Raw genomic sequence first — 15,620 nt, 5'->3', positions numbered from 1 at the left:
GATTCCCGTTTCCACGGGAATGACAAAAAACCAATGAAAAAAATCAAAGTTTGCATAACAATGGGGGATCCTTCAGGGATTGGCCCGGTGATTCTCGTTAAAGCCCTTAGGAAGTTAAATAGATGTGCAGATTTTACAATAATTGGCTCTGAGTTTGTGCTTAACAAAGTTGGCTGGCACAAGCATAAGTTTAGCAATGTAAAGCTCATTGATTTAGATAATGTTCCCCGGAAGGGCTTTTCTTTTGGAAAGATAAAGAAAGAATACGGCAGGGCTTCAATAGAATATCTAAATAAAGCATTGGACTTGCTTAAAACAAATCAAGTAGATTGTTTAGTTACCTGTCCAGTTTCAAAAGAAGCCATTAATAGGGCAGGTATAAAATTTAGCGGGCATACTGAATATATTGCAGAAAGTTTTAAAGTAAACAAGTTTGAGATGATGTTAATTAATAATTGTTTAAAAACTCTGCTTGTTACCCGCCATATTCCTCTAAACAATGTCTCTTTGCGAATCGATAAACAAGGGATTAAGAAAGCTGTGCTTTTGGCAAATTGCGCTTTAAAAAGAATGTTTGCAATAAAAGAACCAAGAATTGTAATTTCCGGTTTAAACCCGCATGCTTCTGATAATGGCGTAATTGGAAATGAAGAAAACAAGGTAATTAAGCCTGCGGTTAGAGATTTAAGGCTAAAGTCTAAAGTTGACATCAGCGGCCCTTTATCCGCAGATGTGGCAATTTATAAGGCCTACAACAAGGAATTTGATTGTGTAGTGGCTATGTTCCATGATCAGGCCTTGATACCTCTTAAGTTGACAGGAAAGAACGAAGGGGTAAATATTACCATAGGGCTTCCTTTTGTAAGGACTTCTCCTTTGCATGGCACTGCTTTTGACATCGCAAAATCTCCCAATAGAGCAGACTCAGGTTCTTTAATAGAAGCAATTAAACTTGCCATACAATGCACATTAAACCAAAAAAACGGTTAGGCCAAAATTTCCTTATTGACAAGAATATCAGGAATAAAATTATTTATGCCCTTGGGTTAAAGCCTTCTGACATTGTCCTTGAGATAGGGCCCGGCAAAGGAGAGCTAACCCGCATTATCGCAGGCTTTGTAAATCACGTGTATGCAGTAGAGATTGATACCGTATTAAGCAATTTACTAAATGAAAATCTCAGTGATTTAAAAAGTATTTCAATAATAAACAAGGATATCCTAAAACTGAACATTGAAGAGATATTCGCAAAGCATAAACAAAAGATAAAGGTATTTGGAAATATCCCTTATTATATATCAAGCCCAATTATTGAGAAATTAATTGACTCAAGGGATTTTATTAGTGAAGCTTTCTTAACAGTACAGAAAGAATTTGCTGAGAGAATAATTGCAAGCCCGGGCACAAAAGACTACGGATCATTTAGTTGCTTTGTACAGTATTTTACAGAGCCAAAAATAATGTTTAAAATCAGCAGGAATTGTTTTTTCCCAGTGCCAAAGGTTGACTCCAGCTTAGTGCTTTTAAAAACAAGGCAAGTGCCTCCGGTTCACTTGAACGAAGAGGGTAGGTTTTTTAAGATAATCAGAGCAGCTTTTAATAAAAGAAGAAAAACCCTAAGGAACAGCCTTGAAAATGTTGTTTCTAAAGAACTACTTTTACACTTTTTTAAAGAATTTAATATTGATGAGAATACCCGCCCTGAATCATTGAGCCTTAATGATTTCGCAAATCTCTCAAATCTGAAAAATAATTAAAAAAAATGCTTGACAAGAAACAATTGGTAATATATACTCTTCTATCTTTACGAAATTCTGATTCATCAATATTATTGTGTAATTATAAATAAAAAGAAATAAAGAATTGAAAAATTCTTTATGGGGAAGAGTTTTTTACTATTTTGACAAATAGAAGGGTAAATGTGGAATTTACCAAGATTATTAGATTAGCCGACGAGCGCATCCATTTGCTGGAGTAGCTCAGTTGGCAGAGCACGTCCTTGGTAAGGACGGGGTCACGAGTTCAATTCTCGTCTCCAGCTTAAATTACTAAAGCCTAAAAACGAACTAAGGTCCAGGTAGGTTTAATTATGCGCGAAATAATTACGTTAGAGTGTACGGTTTGTAAAAATAGAAATTACACTACAAAGAAGAATAAGAAACTGCATCAAGACAGATTAGAAACCAAAAAATATTGCCGTTTCTGTCATAAGCATACCCCACATAAAGAAATCAAGTAGGTAAGGGGTAAGGGGGCGTCGGTTAATGGCTTCCCGCCATTTTTAAGATTAGGGACGTCGGTTAACTGGTAAACCACCGGTCTCCAAAACCGGAACTGGGGGTTCAAGTCCCTCCGTCCCTGTATCAAAAGAGTTACTACAAGGAAAAAATGAACTTAGTGCAGAAACCGATAAATTTTGTAAAAGAAGTAAAAGTAGAATTAAGTAAGGTTGCTTGGTCTAGCCGGCATGAACTGATGGATTCAACGCTTGTGGTTATAGCCATAACAACCATACTCGGGGTCTTTATAGGACTGGTAGATGTGATTCTTTCTAAATTTTTAAGCTTTTTGTTCAGATGAAAAACTGGTACGTCGTTCACACACAAACAGGATTAGAAGACAGGGTTAAGGCTACCTTGGAAAAAAGAATTGCTTCAGAGGGCTTGCAGGAAGATATTTGTAGTATAGTTATTCCAACCGAGCAGATTTCTGAGATTCGTTCTGGCAAAAAGAAGATATCTCAAAGAAAATTCTTTCCAGGTTATCTTTTAGTTGAAATGGAATTAAGCGAAAAAACCTTCCTTTTTGTTAAAACTACCCCAGGCATCACAGGATTTATCGGATTAGGGAAAAAACCAATGCCTTTGCCTCAAGGAGAAATAGACAATATCTTAAAGAAAACAAAGGACACTCAAACCAAACCAAGCCCTAAGGTAATCTTTGAAAAAGGCGAGCAGGTTAGGGTAACAGAGGGTCCATTTGTAAATTTCAACGGTACAATTGACGAAATTCATCCTGAAAAAGGTAAAATCAAGGTCAGTGTTTCAATTTTTGGCAGAGCAACACCAGTTGAATTAGAATACTGGCAAGTAGAAAAAATATAATACTATGGCTAAAAAAGTTATTAAAGCACAAATCAAGTTACACGTTCCTGCTGGCGCTGCAAATCCAGCGCCTCCGGTTGGACCTGCATTAGGCCAGCACGGTGTTAACATTATGGGTTTTTGCAAACAGTTTAATGACCAGACTAAAGGAAGAGATGGTTTGATCCTTCCTGTAGTCATCAGTGTATTTGAAGACAGGTCTTTTACCTTTATTATTAAGAGCCCACCAACATCAATATTGCTTAAGCGTGCTGCTAATTTAGCAAAGGCCTCGGGCTTAAGTGGTTGGGAAACAATCGGAAAAGTAACAAAAAAACAAATAGAGGAAATCGCTAAATTGAAAAATGCTGATTTAAATACCTCTGACCTTGTTCAGGCAATGAAAAGCATTGAAGGCACTGCCCGAAGCATGGGGATAACAGTAGAAGGCTAAATACTAATATGAAAATTAGAAGCAAGCGATACAAAGAATCAGAAAAGAGCGTTACCGATAAAGAAAAAACATTTCCTTTAAAAGAAGCGATAGCTTTGCTTAAAAAACTTCCTGCGCCGAAATTTGACGCTTCTGTGGATTTGCATTTTAATTTAAGTGTTGATACTAAAAAATCAGAACAAATGGTAAGAGGCACTGTTATTCTGCCCCATGGAACCGGTAAAAAAGTTAGAGTTGCTGTTTTCTGTAAAGGCGAGCATGAAAAACAGGCAAAAGAAGCAAATGCGGATTTAGTCGGCGGACTTGAATTAATTGAAAAAGTTGCGGGTGGTTTTATGGATTTTGATTGCGCAATTGCAACTCCGGAAATGATGAAAGATTTAAGTAAACTTGGTAAAGTACTTGGCCCCCGCGGACTTATGCCTAGCCCAAAAACAGGAACAGTAACAAATGATATTACAAAAGCTATTGAAGATGTTAAAAAAGGTAAAGTTGAATTTCGTGTAGACAAGCAAGGTGGAGTACATTTAGCAGTAGGTAAAATTTCTTTTGGCGAGGATAAATTATACGATAACGCTTCTAAAGTAATTGAAGCGCTCACCGAATCAAAGCCTTCTACAGTTAAAGGAAAATTCGTAAAATCACTTTCAATTTCCACATCAATGAACCCGGGAGTAAGGTTAGTAATATGAAAAAGGTCGGCTTAATAGTCAAAGAAGTTTCGGAAAAGAAGATTAAAAGCACAATAAAAGAATCAAGCGCAGTCTATGTTATAAAATATTCCGGCCTTAAAAGTCCGGATTTAAGCTCTTTAAGGATGGTTCTTAAAGCTGCCAACGCCAATCTTTTTGTCCCTAAGAATTCAGTTGCACGTCGTGCGCTTAAAGAAGCTGGGCTTGATACATTAATTAAGAACGTAGAAGGGCCTTGCGGCTTTGTGTTTATTAAGGAAGAGCCGGTAGCAGCTTCTAAAGCATTGTGTAATTTCTCAAAAGAACATGAACATTTAATATTAGAAGGTGGGGCTTTAAAAGATAAAATCCTTGAGAAAAAGGATATTGAACATTTAGCTTCACTTCCTTCAAAAGAAGTTTTAAGAGCACAGGTTGTTATGGCATTAAATTCGCCAATATCAGGAATAGTAATCACTTTAAATCAGGTATTGGCGAAATTTGTTATTTGCTTAGATCAAATCAAACAAAAAAAGACTAGTTAAAAGGAGGAAACAAAATGGCAACTGAAAAATTGGATGAAATGATTAAATCTATAGAGAGCATGACAGTATTAGAGCTTTCTGATTTAGTTAAAGCATTAGAGGAGAAATTTGGCGTAAAGGCTAATATGCCGATGATGGCCGCTCCTGCCGCAGGTGCTTCTGCCGGTGGTGCTGCAGCAGCTGCTGAAGAAAAAAGCACGTTTACCGTAGTTTTAACAAGTGCTGGTGCTAACAAAATCGCGGTAATCAAAGAAGTAAGAACCATGACAAGCCTTGGTTTAAAAGAAGCCAAAGACTTAGTTGATGCTGCTCCAAAGCCGATCAAAGATGGCGCAACAAAAGAAGAGGCTGAGGATATGAAAAAGAAATTAGAAGCAGCTGGCGCAACAGTAGAATTAAAATAATAAAAAAGCGGATTTAACTAAGCTTAAGGAATAGGTTAGAAAATGATTAAACGCAAGAATTTTGCAAAAATTAAAGAGGTCTATGATTTGCCTAATCTGCTTGATGTGCAGCTTGAGGCATTTCATGAATTTCTGCAACTTGATGTTCCTGTGCACCAAAGAAAACGTATTGGCTTACAGGAAGTTTTTGAAGAAATTCTGCCTATTGAGAATGCTGACCGTACTGTAAAGCTTGAGTTTATTTCTTATTCGTTAGGAAAGCCGAAATATACAATTTCTGAATCTAAAAATAGAGGGCTTTCTTTTGCCTCTCCGCTTAAGGTAAAGTTCAGGCTAACTACTCCTTCTGAGACTAAAGAGCAGGATGCTTATTTTGGCGAAATACCATTAATGACGGAAACCGGAACTTTCATTATCAATGGTGATGAGCGAGTAGTAGTAAGCCAGTTACAACGCTCTCCGGGCGTTTCTTTTGAAGAAGAATTGCACCCTACTGGCAAAAAGATTTTCTACGGCAGGGTTATCCCTTATCGTGGAGCTTGGCTTGAATTTAAATATGACTTAACCGGGACTATACTTGCTTATGTTGACAGGCGCAGAAATTTTCCTGCGACTCAAATTTTAAGAATCCTTGGATTTTCCACGGATGCTGAAATAATTAATGCTTTTGGCAAGGAATATCCGGAGATTGCGAACACCTTAAAGAAAGATACCACCAAGAATAAAGAAGAAGCGTATTTGGATTTTTATAGAAAAATGAGGCCAACAGAGCCGGTAACAAAAGAAGCTGCAGAAGGCCTGTTTTATAGATTATTCTTTGATCCGGGCAGATACGATTTGGAGCGTGCAGGAAGATTTATCCTTAACAGAAAACTAGGGATGGATGTTTCCTTAGAAAAACGTATCCTTGATTCTGCGACGGTAATCAAAGTTATTGAGTATCTTATCAGGCTAAAAGATAATGTTGGAAAAATTGACGATATTGACCATTTAGGAAACCGCCGTGTTAAGACAGTTGGAGAGTTGGTTCAAAATCAGGTTAGAATTGGTTTGTCGCGCGTTGAACGTTCTATCAGAGAAAGATTAGGAATACTTGGTGAAGTTGAGAATCTTAATGTGCACTATCTTGTAAATTCCAAACTTTTGTCTAATCAGATTAGAGATTTCTTTGCACGAAGCCAGTTATCTCAGTTTATGGATCAGGTAAACCCATTGGCTGAAATGACCCACAAGAGAAGGTTGAGTGCTTTAGGCCCCGGTGGTTTATCCCGCGAAAGAGCTGGTTTTGAAGTAAGAGATATCCATCCTTCGCATTATGGCAGGGTTTGCCCCATTGAAACTCCTGAAGGCCCGAATATCGGTTTAATTGCTTCTTTAAGCACCTATGCAAGAGTAAATACCCTTGGTTTATTAGAAACTCCTTATAGAAAAGCTGAAGATGGAAAGGTTACTAAAAAAATTGATTATTTAACTGCAGACATAGAAGAAGATAAGATAATTGCTCAGGCCAATGTTCCTTTAGACCCTGATGGAACTTTTTCTGAGTCAAGTGTTAGCTGCCGTTTTAAAGATGATTTTCCTAAAGTACCTGGAAAACAAGTCCAGTATATGGATGTTTCTCCTAAGCAGTTAGTTTCAGTCGCTGCTTCCTTAATACCATTCTTAGAGCATGATGACGCAAACCGTGCTTTGATGGGTTCAAATATGCAACGCCAGGCAGTTCCTTTAATGATTCCGCAACCACCTATTGTCGGCACTGCTATGGAAGAAAAAGTTGCCCGTGATTCCGGCACAGTTGTAGTCGCAGAAGATTCAGGAAAGGTTACCAGTGTTGATTCTACGACTATTGTTATCGGGAAAAAGATTTACCATCTTAAGAAATTTTTACGTACCAATGCTGATACCTGTTTAAATCAACGGCCTTTAGTAAAAGTAGGCGATCATGTTGAAAAAGGCGATATCATTGCTGATGGTATTGCTACAAATAACGGCGAACTTGCGCTGGGAACTAATGTACTTTGTGCCTTTATGCCATGGCGCGGTTACAATTTTGAAGACGCTATAATTATCAATGAAAAGTTAGTTAGAGAAGATGCTTTTACTTCTATACATATTGAAGAATTTGAAATTGAAGCAACAGAAACTCGTTTAGGAAATGAAGAAATTACTCGTGACATCCCTAATGTTAATGAAGATGCATTAAGGAATCTTGATGAAAACGGGATTATCCGCATCGGAGCTGAAGTAGGCCCGGGGGATATTCTTGTAGGAAAAATTACACCAAAGACAGATTCTGAACCTTCTCCGGAAGAAAGGCTTTTACGCGCAATCTTCGGGGAAAAAGCAGGAGATGTACGCGATACTTCTTTGATTGTTCCTCCCGGAGTTGAAGGTGTTGTCATTGATGTGCATATCTTTTCCCGTAAGGATCGCGGCAGAAAATCAAAAGAAGAGAAAACTAAAGAATTAGCAAAGATTAAAGAATTAAAAGCTTATTATAAGCAAGAAATAGAATTTGTTCAGACTGAAAAGATTTCCCGCTTAAGCAAGATTCTCGGCGTTGACGCTAAAAAGCTTGAAAAGATGGATCTGGGAGAAAATGAGGAAGCAAAGATTCTATCTGCTTCTTTTGATGAGCAGATTCAGGAGCTTTTGGCTGAAGAAGAACAGGAAATTGAGAAAGTAAGGCGTGGAGATGAATTACCCGCAGGCGTATTAAAAAGAGTAGTTGCGTATATTGCAACAAAGCGTAAGCTTGCTGAAGGGGATAAATTAGCAGGCCGTCACGGTAATAAAGGTGTTGTGGCGCGCATTTTACCCGAAGAAGATATGCCTTATATGCCAGATGGCCGTCCTATTGATGTAATCTTGAATCCCTTAGGCGTTCCTTCACGTATGAATGTAGGGCAGATTCTTGAATGCCACCTTGGTTGGGCTGCAAAAATGTTGGGTTTACATGTAAGTTGTCCTGTCTTTGACGGAGCAAGAGAAAGCGAAATAAAAGAAATGCTAAAGAAAGCAGGGCTTCCCGAAGATGGAAAAATCAATCTTTATGACGGATATACCGGAAGACAGTTTGATCAAAAAATTACTGTTGGATATGTGTATATTATGAAACTTATACATTTAGTTGATGAAAAGATTCATGCTCGTTCAATTGGACCATATTCCTTAGTAACTCAGCAACCATTAGGCGGTAAAGCACAATTCGGTGGCCAGAGATTAGGGGAAATGGAAGTTTGGGCGCTTGAGGCATACGGAGCTGCTTTTACATTACAGGAAATGCTTACTGTAAAAAGCGACGACGTTGCCGGAAGGACCCGCATATATGAAGCAATCGTTAAAGGTGAACAACGCTTATCCCACGGTATTCCTGAGTCATTTAACGTGTTAATTAAAGAACTTCAGGGCTTAGGCCTGGATATCAGAACAGAAAAGGCAAAATAATGGATGAGATAATTACATTTGATAGTATAAGTATAAAAATAGCTTCTCCTCAGATAATTAAGTCCTGGTCAAAAGGTGAGGTGAAAAAAGCTGAAACCATCAATTACCGCACACTTAAACCAGAAAAAGACGGGTTGTTCTGCGAAAAGATTTTCGGCCCTGTCCGTGATTGGGAATGTAACTGCGGAAAATATAAAGGAATAAAGTTTAAAGGTATTACCTGCGACCGCTGCCAGGTTACTGTAGACCGTTCTTCAGTTAGGCGCGAACGTATGGGCCATATTGAATTAGCAGCTCCTGTAACCCACATATGGTTTTTTAAGGCAGTCCCCAGCCGTTTATCAGCTCTTCTTGACATCGGCCTTAGAGATTTAGAAAAAGTTATCTATTATGAAGAATATGTTGTCGTTGATCCGGGAACCTCGCCTTTAAAGAAAAAAGAGCTTTTAAGCGAAGATAAATATCAAGAAGCCCTGGAAAAATACGGCAATAATTTTAAAGCAAAGATTGGCGCTGAGGCAGTACGCGACCTTTTGAAAGAATTGGATTTAGACGCACATTGCCGCAAGATCCGCCGCGACCTTGAGAAATCAAAAGAAGCAATAAGCAATCAAAAAGGATTCAAGGTATTAAGGATTATTGAAGACTTTAAGAAATCCGGCAATAAAGCAGACTGGATGATTTTAGAAATGCTTCCTGTAATTCCTCCGGATTTAAGGCCTTTAGTCCCTTTAGATGGCGGTAGATTTGCTACATCCGACCTCAATGATTTATATAGAAGAGTAATCAATAGAAACAACCGCTTAAAGAAATTAATTGATTTAAATGCTCCTGAAATCATCATCCGCAATGAGAAACGTATGCTTCAGGAAGCAGTTGACGCACTTTTAGATAACGGCAGGCATGGAAAAGCAGTAATCGGAGCAAATAGCCGTCCTTTAAAGTCACTTTCCGATATGCTTAAAGGAAAACAAGGCCGGTTTAGGCAGAATCTTTTAGGAAAGCGCGTTGATTACTCTGGCCGTTCAGTTATCGTCGTTGGCCCTGAGCTAAAACTGCACGAATGCGGCTTACCAAAACAAATGGCACTGGAGTTATTCCAGCCGTTTATCATCAAAAAATTAAGAGAAAAAGGTTTTGTGCATACTATTAAAGGTGCACGTAGAATGGTTGAACGTGGCAAGATTGAAGTTTGGGATATCCTTGACGAAGTAATCAAAGATCATCCTGTGCTTTTGAACCGTGCTCCTACACTTCACCGTTTAGGCGTTCAGGCTTTTCAGCCTGTTTTAATAGAAGGAAAATCGATTAAAATCCATCCATTAGTTTGTACTGCTTTTAACGCTGACTTTGATGGAGACCAGATGGCAGTGCATGTTCCTTTATCATTAGAATCTCAGTTAGAATCAAAGATTCTAATGCTTTCTATTAATAATGTTTTTTCTCCCGCAGATGGACGTCCAATTATTACCCCAACTCAAGACATAATTTTAGGAACAGCATATTTATCTAAAGAAAAACCCGGAGCTCTCGGAGAAGATAAGATTTTTGCAAATACCGATGAAGTTCTAGTTGCCTATGAAGATGGGGCAGTTGATTTACATGCTCGCATTAAATTAAGAATTAATAATCTTTGGGATGTAGAAGAAAAGAAGAATATCGTCGGAAACCAGCTGGTTACAACTACAGTTGGCCGGGTTTTGTTCAATTTACTTCTTCCTAAGGATTTTGGTTATGTAAATAAAGAATTAAATAAAAGCAAGGTTGGAGAAGTTGTCGGCGAATGTTACAAGAGATTTGGTAATCAGGTTACCGTTAATCTTCTTGATGATATTAAGAGGCTTGGTTTTGACTTCGCGACAAAAGGCGGAATTTCAATCGGCATTGACGATATGCAGATTCCCGTAGAGAAAAAAGATGTATTGAAAGAATCTAAAGAAGAGGTCTCCAAAGTTGAAGATCAATATCGCAAAGGTATTATTACCGATAGCGAAAGAAAAAGTAAGGTTATCGACATTTGGACACATGCAACCGATAAGATATCAGACCTTTTATTTAAAGGCATGGAGTCTTTTAATCCTATATTTATGATGGCAGATTCAGGTGCCCGCGGGTCTAGGCTTCAGGTAAGGCAGCTTGCAGGTATGCGTGGACTTATGGCAAAGCCATCAGGTGAAATTATTGAAAGCCCTATTACAGCAAATTTTAGGGAAGGCCTTAATGTTTTGGAATATTTTATTTCAACACACGGTGCACGTAAAGGTTTGGCAGATACAGCGCTTAAAACAGCTGACGCTGGTTACTTAACCAGAAGGCTTGTAGATGTCGCCCAGGAAGTAATTGTTAATGAACTAGATTGCGGCACTCTTAACGGAATTACTGTCGCTGCAATTATTGAAGGTGACGAAGTTGTTGTTAGCCTTAAGGACCGTATTGTTGGAAGAGTTGCTTTGGATAACATAGTAGATATTATAACCGACGAAGTTATTGTTGAAGCTGGCAGCGATATCAGCGAAGAAAAAGCTGATATGATAGAAAAATTAGGGATTGAAAGGATACGTATCAGAAGCGTATTAACCTGCGAATCGGGGCGAGGAGTTTGCACAAAATGCTACGGTAGGAATCTTGCTTCCGGGAGAATCGTTGAGCTGGGCGAAGCAGTTGGCGTAATTGCCGCGCAGAGTATCGGTGAACCTGGTACCCAGCTAACAATGAGAACATTCCATATCGGTGGAACTGCTTCTAGGACAGTTGAGCAGTCATTCTTTAAATCCAAGAATAAAGGTATTGTTAAATACCATAGCGTAAGATCAACCACAAGAAATAAAGAAAATGTTGTTTTAAATAGAAACGGCGCAGTAAGTATTAATGATAAACAAGGAAGAGAACTTGAAAGATATGCTGTTCCTCAGGGCGCATTTATCAGCATTGATGATGGCGCAGAGGTCACAAAGGGAATAGCATTTGTACGTTGGGATCCCTACACTATTCCAATCCTTACTGAAGTTCCCGGTGAAGTTAAATTTGAAGATTTACGCGAAGGCATAACAGTAAGAGAAGAGCTTAATCCTGTTACAAAATTGGTTGAGCGCGTTGTCGTTGAGCATAAACAGGAATTTCATCCTCAAATTGTTGTTTTAGATGAATCTAAATCTGTTTCAGGAATTTATCCTATTCCTATAGGAGCCCATATTTTGGTTAAAGATGGGCAGAAAGTTGACGGTGGAGAACTCCTTGCTAAAATCCCAAGACTCGTCGTTAAAACAAGGGATATTACAGGTGGTCTTCCCCGAGTAGCAGAATTATTTGAAGCAAGAAGGCCTAAGGATCCCGCAGTAATCAGTGAAATTGACGGTTTTGTTGAATTTGGTGAAACTAAAAAAGGCCAGAGAGTAATTATTGTAAAGTCCATCACAGGGATGCAGAGAGAATACGTAATTCCTCATGGAAAGCATCCTAATGTTTATAAAGGTGATAAAGTTGATGCCGGCCAACAGCTTACTGACGGGCCTGTAGTTTTACAGGATATCTTAAGAGTCTGCGGAGACAAAGTCTTGCAAGAATATCTGGTTAACGAAATACAGGAAGTTTATCGTCTGCAAGGCGTCAGGATCAATGATAAGCATATTGAAGTTATCATCAGGCAGATGCTTAAAAAAGTTAGAATTGAAGATCCGGGAGATACCGAATTTTTGGCGACTCAACAAGTTGATAAATGGAAATTCCATAAAGAAAACGCCAAAATCATTAAAAAAGAAGGAAAGCCTGCACAGGCCACGCCATTACTGCTTGGTGTTACGAAAGCTTCTATTACCACAGAAAGCTTTATTTCTGCTGCAAGTTTCCAGGAATCTACAAGAGTGCTTACCGAAGCTGCTGCATCCGGAAAGAGAGACGAACTTTTTGGGCTTAAAGAAAATGTTATTGTAGGCCATCTTATTCCGGCTGGAACAGGTTTTAGTGATCATCGCCAAATTGAATTAGTAAAAACTGCTGAAGAAAAAGTAAGTAAGAAAGAAGAAGTAAGAGAGACTGAAAAGATAAAGGAATAATCTATGCCAACAATTTCGCAATTAATTAGGTACGGAAGAATATCCAAAAAGAAGAAATCAAAATCACCGGCTTTAAAAGCATGCCCTCAGAGAAAAGGGGTTTGTTTGCAGGTTCGTACAATGACACCGAAGAAACCTAACTCAGCATTAAGAAAAATCGCAAGGGTAAGGTTAACCACAGGCATAGAAGTTACTTCATATATTCCGGGAGAAGGGCACAATCTTCAGGAGCATTCCATAGTATTAGTAAGAGGCGGACGTGTAAAAGATTTACCGGGCGTCAGGTACCATATTGTAAGAGGTACGCTTGATGCAGCCGGTGTTAACCAGCGCAGAAAATCTCGTTCTAAATACGGCGCAAAAATGCCTAAGAAATAGGAGTTAATAATTACAAATGAGAAGAAGAAAAGCTCAAGAGAAAGAAATAACAGCAGACCCAAAGTTCAACAGTAAGATTGTTGCAAAATTCATCAACATGGTAATGCTTAAAGGTAAAAAAGCAATAGCTGAAAAAATGGTTTATGGATCATTTGATATTATTAAAAAACAGCTTAATGATCAAGACGTCTTAAAAGTATTTAATAAGGCTTTAGATAATGCCCGTCCGAGGCTTGAAGTAAAACCCAGAAGGGTAGGTGGCGCAACTTATCAGGTTCCTATTGAAGTGCGTCAAGAACGTGGCACTTCAATTGCATTGCGTTGGATAAGAGATTTTGCTAAGAGTAAAAAAGGCAAAACAATGAGTGAGAAGATTGCCGAAGAAATTATTTCAGCCTACAAAGGCGAAGGTTCATGTATTAAAAAGAGAGACGATACACATAAGATGGCAGAATCAAACAAAGCGTTTGCACATTTCCGCTGGTAAACTATGAGAAAGATACCTTTAGATAAAATTAGAAATATCGGGATTATCGCGCACATCGACGCTGGGAAAACAACAACCAGCGAGCGCATCCTTTTTTATACCGGTAGAACCTATAAAATCGGAGAAGTCCACGATGGAGCTGCTACCATGGACTGGATGGTGCAAGAGCAGGAACGAGGAATTACGATTACTGCTGCTGCAACTACCTGCACATGGAAAGATATTCACATTAATTTGATTGATACTCCCGGCCACGTAGATTTTACAGTTGAAGTTGAAAGGTCTTTAAAGGTTTTAGATGGGGCTGTTGTAGTTTTTTGTGCAGTTGGCGGAGTTGAACCTCAGTCTGAAACTGTCTGGCGTCAAGCTGACAGGTATAATGTCCCAAGAATTGCTTTCGTAAATAAAATGGATAGGACTGGAAGCAATTTCTTTGACGTAGTTGACCAGATGACAAAGAAATTAGGTGCCAATGTCGCTGCTATCCAACTTCCCTATGGCAAAGAAGCAGATTTTAAAGGAATTATTGATCTCGTTGAAAAGAAATTAACTCTTTATAAAGATGATCTGGGAAAAGAATTTGAAGTTAAGGATGTTCCCGCAGATTTAATGCCAGAAGTAGAGAAATACAGGGCTATCTTGATTGAGAAATTAGCTGAAGCCGACGATAAAATTATGGATGATTATCTCCATAATAAAGCAATTTCAAATCAAGAACTTAAAGATGCAATCAGAAGGTCTGTTATTGCAAATAAATTTATTGCGGTTCTTTGCGGAACTGCATTTAAAAACAAAGGCGTTCAGATGGTTTTGGATGCTGTAAAAGATTATCTTCCTTCTCCTGTTGATGTCCCTGCTGCAAAGGGAACCAATCCTGAAACAGGAGAATTTGAAGAGATTGCTGTTTCTGATGACGCGCCTTTTTGCGCTCTTTGTTTTAAAGTTGCAACCGATCCTTTCGTAGGAAAACTAAATTACATCAGAGTTTATTCTGGTAAACTTTCGTCAGGAACTTATATTTACAATGCCACAAAAAGAGAAAGAGAACGTGTTACTAAAATTGTAAAAATGCATGCTAATAGGCAGGAAATTGTTGAGAGTGTTTCTACTGGAGAGATTGCCGCAGCAGTAGGCCTTAAAGAAACAAAAACCGGGGATACATTGTGCAATGAAGATATGCATATTTTACTTGAAGCTATGCGTTTTCCTGAGCCGGTTATTCAGCAGGCAATTGAACCAAAATCAAAAGATGCTCAGCAAAAACTTGGTATGGCATTACATAAATTAGAAGATGAGGATCCTTCATTCCGCGTTACTTATAATCAGGAAACAGGACAGACTTTGATAGCCGGGATGGGACAGTTGCATTTGGAAATTATCATTGATAGAATTTTAAGAGAATTTAATGTTGAAGCAGGAGTAGGCGCTCCTCAAGTTGCCTACAGAGAAACTCTTACTAAAAAAGTAAAATCAGTTGGAAAATTTATTTCACAAAGCGGTGGCCGCGGACAATACGGGCATTGTGTTTTAGAAATGGAACCTCAAGAAGTTCCGGGTACAGGAATAACTTTTGAAGATAAAATAAAAAGCGGTGCTATCCCAAGAGAATATATTCCTGCAGTAAAACAAGGAATTATGGGAGCTGCTAAAAATGGAGTCATCGCAGGTTACCCTGTAACGGATGTAAAAGTAACTTTAATAGACGGATCGTTTCATGAAGTTGATTCTTCAGAATTAGCATTTCAGATGGCAGGCTCACTTGGTTTCTCCGACGGATTAAGGCATGCAAGCCCAGTCCTGCTCGAGCCTATCATGGATATGGAAGTTGTAGTCCCCGAAGAATTCATGGGACAGGTTATCGGCGATTTAAGTTCTCGTCGTGCAAAAATAGTTTCTCTTGCACAAAGGCTAAATTTGCGTATAATAAGGGCTAATGTTCCGCTAGCAGAAGTATTTAACTACGCAACATCAGTAAGAAGCTTGACACAAGGCCGCGCATCCTATACAATGGAGCCTTCGTTTTATTCTGAAGTGCCTTCACATATATCGGAAAAAATTGTTGCAGGTTTTGCAACTTCTGGGAAAAGAACAACTTAAAC

Annotated in this window: 14 protein-coding genes and 2 tRNA genes; all 16 read left to right on the top strand. The window is 38.6% G+C overall.

The genetic code is table 11. The features are described 5' to 3' along the window. The first annotated feature begins 33 nt into the window (after positions 1-33). On the top strand, positions 34-990 hold the full coding sequence (gene pdxA / locus PHO70_03105) for a 4-hydroxythreonine-4-phosphate dehydrogenase PdxA (GenBank protein ID MDD5431956.1): 957 nt from the start codon (positions 34-36) through the stop codon (positions 988-990). Further along, positions 963-1,757 carry a 16S rRNA (adenine(1518)-N(6)/adenine(1519)-N(6))-dimethyltransferase RsmA gene (gene rsmA / locus PHO70_03100; GenBank protein ID MDD5431955.1) on the top strand — a complete coding sequence of 265 codons (795 nt, stop codon included), beginning with the start codon at positions 963-965 and terminating at the stop codon, positions 1,755-1,757. The genes pdxA and rsmA overlap by 28 nt, the downstream gene beginning before the upstream one ends. A gap of 211 nt (positions 1,758-1,968) precedes the next feature. Next, a tRNA-Thr gene (locus PHO70_03095) sits at positions 1,969-2,041 on the top strand. A 48-nt stretch (positions 2,042-2,089) separates the two neighbouring features. After that, entirely contained in the window at positions 2,090-2,239 is a 150-nt protein-coding gene (gene rpmG, locus PHO70_03090; GenBank protein MDD5431954.1) for a 50S ribosomal protein L33, read from the top strand. 50 nt (positions 2,240-2,289) lie between these two features. After that, positions 2,290-2,361 (top strand) — tRNA-Trp (locus PHO70_03085). Between the two features lie 27 nt (positions 2,362-2,388). After that, positions 2,389-2,580, top strand: coding sequence for a preprotein translocase subunit SecE (gene secE / locus PHO70_03080; protein ID MDD5431953.1), 192 nt, complete (start codon positions 2,389-2,391; stop codon positions 2,578-2,580). Next, a complete protein-coding gene (gene nusG / locus PHO70_03075; protein ID MDD5431952.1) occupies positions 2,577-3,104 on the top strand; it encodes a transcription termination/antitermination protein NusG in 528 nt (175 codons plus the stop codon). The genes secE and nusG overlap by 4 nt, the downstream gene beginning before the upstream one ends. Before the next feature lie 4 nt (positions 3,105-3,108). Beyond that, positions 3,109-3,537 carry a 50S ribosomal protein L11 gene (gene rplK, locus PHO70_03070; GenBank protein ID MDD5431951.1) on the top strand — a complete coding sequence of 143 codons (429 nt, stop codon included), beginning with the start codon at positions 3,109-3,111 and terminating at the stop codon, positions 3,535-3,537. A gap of 8 nt (positions 3,538-3,545) precedes the next feature. Next, positions 3,546-4,229, top strand: a complete 684-nt coding sequence (rplA, locus tag PHO70_03065; GenBank protein MDD5431950.1) for a 50S ribosomal protein L1 — start codon at positions 3,546-3,548, stop codon at positions 4,227-4,229. Further along, complete coding sequence (gene rplJ, locus PHO70_03060; GenBank protein ID MDD5431949.1) at positions 4,226-4,753, top strand: 50S ribosomal protein L10; 528 nt, start codon at positions 4,226-4,228, stop codon at positions 4,751-4,753. Before rplA ends, rplJ begins: the two co-directional genes overlap by 4 nt. 14 nt (positions 4,754-4,767) lie before the next feature. Then, a complete protein-coding gene (gene rplL / locus PHO70_03055; protein MDD5431948.1) occupies positions 4,768-5,157 on the top strand; it encodes a 50S ribosomal protein L7/L12 in 390 nt (129 codons plus the stop codon). A gap of 42 nt (positions 5,158-5,199) precedes the next feature. Next, positions 5,200-8,604, top strand: a complete 3,405-nt coding sequence (gene rpoB, locus PHO70_03050; GenBank protein MDD5431947.1) for a DNA-directed RNA polymerase subunit beta — start codon at positions 5,200-5,202, stop codon at positions 8,602-8,604. Next, positions 8,604-12,656 (top strand): DNA-directed RNA polymerase subunit beta', encoded by a 4,053-nt coding sequence (rpoC, locus tag PHO70_03045; GenBank protein MDD5431946.1) that lies wholly within the window; start codon positions 8,604-8,606, stop codon positions 12,654-12,656. Before rpoB ends, rpoC begins: the two co-directional genes overlap by 1 nt. A gap of 3 nt (positions 12,657-12,659) precedes the next feature. Continuing rightward, complete coding sequence (gene rpsL / locus PHO70_03040) at positions 12,660-13,034, top strand: 30S ribosomal protein S12 (GenBank protein MDD5431945.1); 375 nt, start codon at positions 12,660-12,662, stop codon at positions 13,032-13,034. Between the two features lie 16 nt (positions 13,035-13,050). Next, entirely contained in the window at positions 13,051-13,521 is a 471-nt protein-coding gene (gene rpsG / locus PHO70_03035; GenBank protein ID MDD5431944.1) for a 30S ribosomal protein S7, read from the top strand. 3 nt (positions 13,522-13,524) lie between these two features. Further along, positions 13,525-15,618: an elongation factor G gene (fusA, locus tag PHO70_03030; protein ID MDD5431943.1), complete on the top strand. Its 2,094-nt coding sequence runs from the start codon at positions 13,525-13,527 to the stop codon at positions 15,616-15,618. Positions 15,619-15,620 lie beyond the last annotated feature (2 nt).

The sequence above is a fragment of the Candidatus Omnitrophota bacterium genome, from assembly GCA_028715415.1.
Lineage (GTDB): Bacteria > Omnitrophota > Gorgyraeia > Gygaellales > Profunditerraquicolaceae > JAQURX01.
The sequence above is the reverse complement of the archived record's forward strand: the minus strand, read 5'-3'. Positions and strand labels throughout refer to the sequence as shown.

Excerpts from the sequence above, each read along its gene's own strand:
- rplA (MDD5431950.1), top strand. The coding sequence starts at position 3,546 with ATGAAAATTAGAAGCAAGCGATACAAAGAATCAGAAAAGAGCGTTACC.
- secE (MDD5431953.1), top strand. The coding sequence starts at position 2,389 with ATGAACTTAGTGCAGAAACCGATAAATTTTGTAAAAGAAGTAAAAGTA.
- rpsG (MDD5431944.1), top strand. The coding sequence starts at position 13,051 with ATGAGAAGAAGAAAAGCTCAAGAGAAAGAAATAACAGCAGACCCAAAG.
- pdxA (MDD5431956.1), top strand. The coding sequence starts at position 34 with ATGAAAAAAATCAAAGTTTGCATAACAATGGGGGATCCTTCAGGGATT.
- nusG (MDD5431952.1), top strand. The coding sequence starts at position 2,577 with ATGAAAAACTGGTACGTCGTTCACACACAAACAGGATTAGAAGACAGG.
- rpsL (MDD5431945.1), top strand. The coding sequence starts at position 12,660 with ATGCCAACAATTTCGCAATTAATTAGGTACGGAAGAATATCCAAAAAG.
- fusA (MDD5431943.1), top strand. The coding sequence starts at position 13,525 with ATGAGAAAGATACCTTTAGATAAAATTAGAAATATCGGGATTATCGCG.
- rpoB (MDD5431947.1), top strand. The coding sequence starts at position 5,200 with ATGATTAAACGCAAGAATTTTGCAAAAATTAAAGAGGTCTATGATTTG.
- rpmG (MDD5431954.1), top strand. The coding sequence starts at position 2,090 with ATGCGCGAAATAATTACGTTAGAGTGTACGGTTTGTAAAAATAGAAAT.
- rplL (MDD5431948.1), top strand. The coding sequence starts at position 4,768 with ATGGCAACTGAAAAATTGGATGAAATGATTAAATCTATAGAGAGCATG.
- rpoC (MDD5431946.1), top strand. The coding sequence starts at position 8,604 with ATGGATGAGATAATTACATTTGATAGTATAAGTATAAAAATAGCTTCT.
- rplJ (MDD5431949.1), top strand. The coding sequence starts at position 4,226 with ATGAAAAAGGTCGGCTTAATAGTCAAAGAAGTTTCGGAAAAGAAGATT.
- rsmA (MDD5431955.1), top strand. The coding sequence starts at position 963 with ATGCACATTAAACCAAAAAAACGGTTAGGCCAAAATTTCCTTATTGAC.
- rplK (MDD5431951.1), top strand. The coding sequence starts at position 3,109 with ATGGCTAAAAAAGTTATTAAAGCACAAATCAAGTTACACGTTCCTGCT.